Annotated in this window: 1 rRNA gene; it reads right to left on the reverse strand. The window is 55.1% G+C overall.

Annotated elements, in window-relative coordinates:
- Positions 1-2634 (reverse strand): 23S ribosomal RNA (locus ACR80S_RS17095); the annotation flags it as partial.

Raw genomic sequence — 2634 nt, forward strand, 5'->3', positions numbered from 1 at the left:
GGGACGTCTCATCTTGAAGGGGGCTTCCCGCTTAGATGCTTTCAGCGGTTATCCTGTCCGCACATAGCTACCCGGCAATGCCACTGGCGTGACAACCGGAACACCAGAGGTGCGTCCACTCCGGTCCTCTCGTACTAGGAGCAGCTCTTCTCAAACGTCCAACGCCCACGGCAGATAGGGACCGAACTGTCTCACGACGTTCTAAACCCAGCTCGCGTACCACTTTAAATGGCGAACAGCCATACCCTTGGGACCGACTTCAGCCCCAGGATGTGATGAGCCGACATCGAGGTGCCAAACACCGCCGTCGATGTGAACTCTTGGGCGGTATCAGCCTGTTATCCCCGGAGTACCTTTTATCCGTTGAGCGATGGCCCTTCCATACAGAACCACCGGATCACTAGAACCTGCTTTCGCACCTGCTCGACGTGTCTGTCTCGCAGTCAAGCACCCTTATGCTCTTGCACTCACTGCACGATTTCCAACCGTGCTGAGGGTACCTTCGTGCTCCTCCGTTACGCTTTGGGAGGAGACCGCCCCAGTCAAACTACCCACCACACACGGTCCTCGACCCGGATAACGGGCCTGAGTTAGAACGCCAATGATGCCAGGCTGGTATTTCAAGGGTGGCTCCACCCGAACTGGCGTCCGGGTTTCTTAGCCTCCCAGCTATCCTACACAAGCAACATCAGCGTCCAGTGTGAAGCTATAGTAAAGGTTCACGGGGTCTTTCCGTCTAGCCGCGGGTACACAGCATCTTCACTGCGATTTCAATTTCACTGAGTCTCGGGTGGAGACAGCGTGGCCATCATTACGCCATTCGTGCAGGTCGGAACTTACCCGACAAGGAATTTCGCTACCTTAGGACCGTTATAGTTACGGCCGCCGTTTACCGGGGCTTCGATCAGGAGCTTCGCTTGCGCTAACACCATCAATTAACCTTCCGGCACCGGGCAGGCGTCACACCCTATACGTCCGCTTGCGCGTTTGCAGAGTGCTGTGTTTTTAATAAACAGTTGCAGCCACCTGGTATCTTCGACCGGTTCATGCTCCGGGCGCGAGGCCCTTCACACTACGCCGGCGTGCCTTCTCCCGAAGTTACGGCACCATTTTGCCTAGTTCCTTCACCCGAGTTCTCTCAAGCGCCTGGGTATTCTCTACCTGACCACCTGTGTCGGTTTGGGGTACGGTCCCACTGCATCTGAAGCTTAGAGGCTTTTCCTGGAAGCGTGGCATCGATGACTTCCTGACCGTGGTCAGTTCGTCTCGCCTCTCGGCCTTGGGCTCCCGGATTTGCCTGAGCGCCCAGCCTACTGGCTTTCACCAGGACAACCAACGCCTGGCTCACCTAGCCTTCTTCGTCCCCCCATCGCAATACAGTGAGGTACGGGAATATTGACCCGTTTCCCATCGACTACGCCTTTCGGCCTCGCCTTAGGGGCCGACTCACTCTGCTCTGATTAGCATAGAACAGAAAACCTTGGTCTTCCGGCGGGGGAGTTTTTCACTCCCCTTGTCGTTACTCATGTCAGCATTCGCACTCGTGATACCTCCAGCAGACTTCTCAATCCACCTTCATCGGCTTACACGACGCTCCTCTACCGCTCATCCAAAGGATGAACCCGTAGCTTCGGTACCTGGTTTGAGCCCCGTTACATCTTCCGCGCAGGCCGACTCGACTAGTGAGCTATTACGCTTTCTTTAAAGGATGGCTGCTTCTAAGCCAACCTCCTAGCTGTCTGAGCCTTCCCACATCGTTTCCCACTTAACCAGGATTTCGGGACCTTAGCTGACGGTCTGGGTTGTTTCCCTTTTCACAACGGACGTTAGCACCCGCTGTGTGTCTCCCACGCTGCACTCACCGGTATTCGGAGTTTGCCTCGGGTTGGTAAGTCGGGATGACCCCCTAGCCGAAACAGTGCTCTACCCCCGGTGGTGATACGTGAGGCGCTACCTAAATAGCTTTCGAGGAGAACCAGCTATCTCCGGGCTTGATTAGCCTTTCACTCCGATCCACAAGTCATCCAAATCTTTTTCAACAGATCCTGGTTCGGTCCTCCAGTTGATGTTACTCAACCTTCAACCTGCTCATGGATAGATCGCCCGGTTTCGGGTCTATTTCCAGCGACTGGTCGCCCAGTTAAGACTCGGTTTCCCTACGCCTCCCCTAATCGGTTAAGCTCGCCACTGAAAATAAGTCGCTGACCCATTATACAAAAGGTACGCGGTCACAGAACATGTCTGCTCCCACTGCTTGTACGCACACGGTTTCAGGATCTATTTCACTCCCCTCTCCGGGGTTCTTTTCGCCTTTCCCTCACGGTACTGGTTCACTATCGGTCAGCCAGGAGTATTTAGCCTTGGAGGATGGTCCCCCCATGTTCAGTCAAGGTTTCTCGTGCCCCGACCTACTCGATTTCACAGGATCAGATTTTCGACTACGGGGCTATCACCCGCTATGGCCGTGCTTCCCAGCACGTTCGTCTAATCAGTCACCGGCTTAAGGGCTGGTCCCCGTTCGCTCGCCGCTACTGGGGGAATCTCGGTTGATTTCTTTTCCTCGGGGTACTTAGATGTTTCAGTTCCCCCGGTTCGCCTCCCACCACCTATGGATTCAGTGGGGGATACCCTGCT

Origin of the sequence: Halomonas salsilacus (assembly GCF_051216275.1) — a bacterium.
Lineage (GTDB): Bacteria > Pseudomonadota > Gammaproteobacteria > Pseudomonadales > Halomonadaceae > Halomonas.